Annotated in this window: 1 protein-coding gene; it reads right to left on the bottom strand. The window is 76.3% G+C overall.

Going from position 1 to position 211, the window contains the following annotated elements:
* The coding region (locus B2J89_RS22410) for a hypothetical protein (protein ID WP_371809125.1) at positions 1 to 189 on the bottom strand (189 nt) is incomplete at its 3' end.
* Positions 190 to 211: the final 22 nt, after the last annotated feature.

Genomic DNA, 211 nt, shown 5'->3' with positions numbered 1-211 from the left:
GCCGGCCGCCACGCTGCCGGCCACGCGCACCGCCACGCGCTGCAGGCCCGATTGCAGTTCCAGCCGGGGGGCCGTGCCGGGCTGGCTGGGCAGGCCGAGCGCCTGCAGCGCGGCGGCATTGAGGAACACGGTGGCAGGCGCAAACAGCGCAAAGCGGTCGGGCGGCAGGCTCGCAAAAGGACGCGGCATGAGCGCGGGCGCCATGGCCGGC

The organism is Acidovorax sp. SRB_24 (genome assembly GCF_012931925.1).
This window is presented reverse-complemented; position numbering and strand designations above follow the sequence as displayed.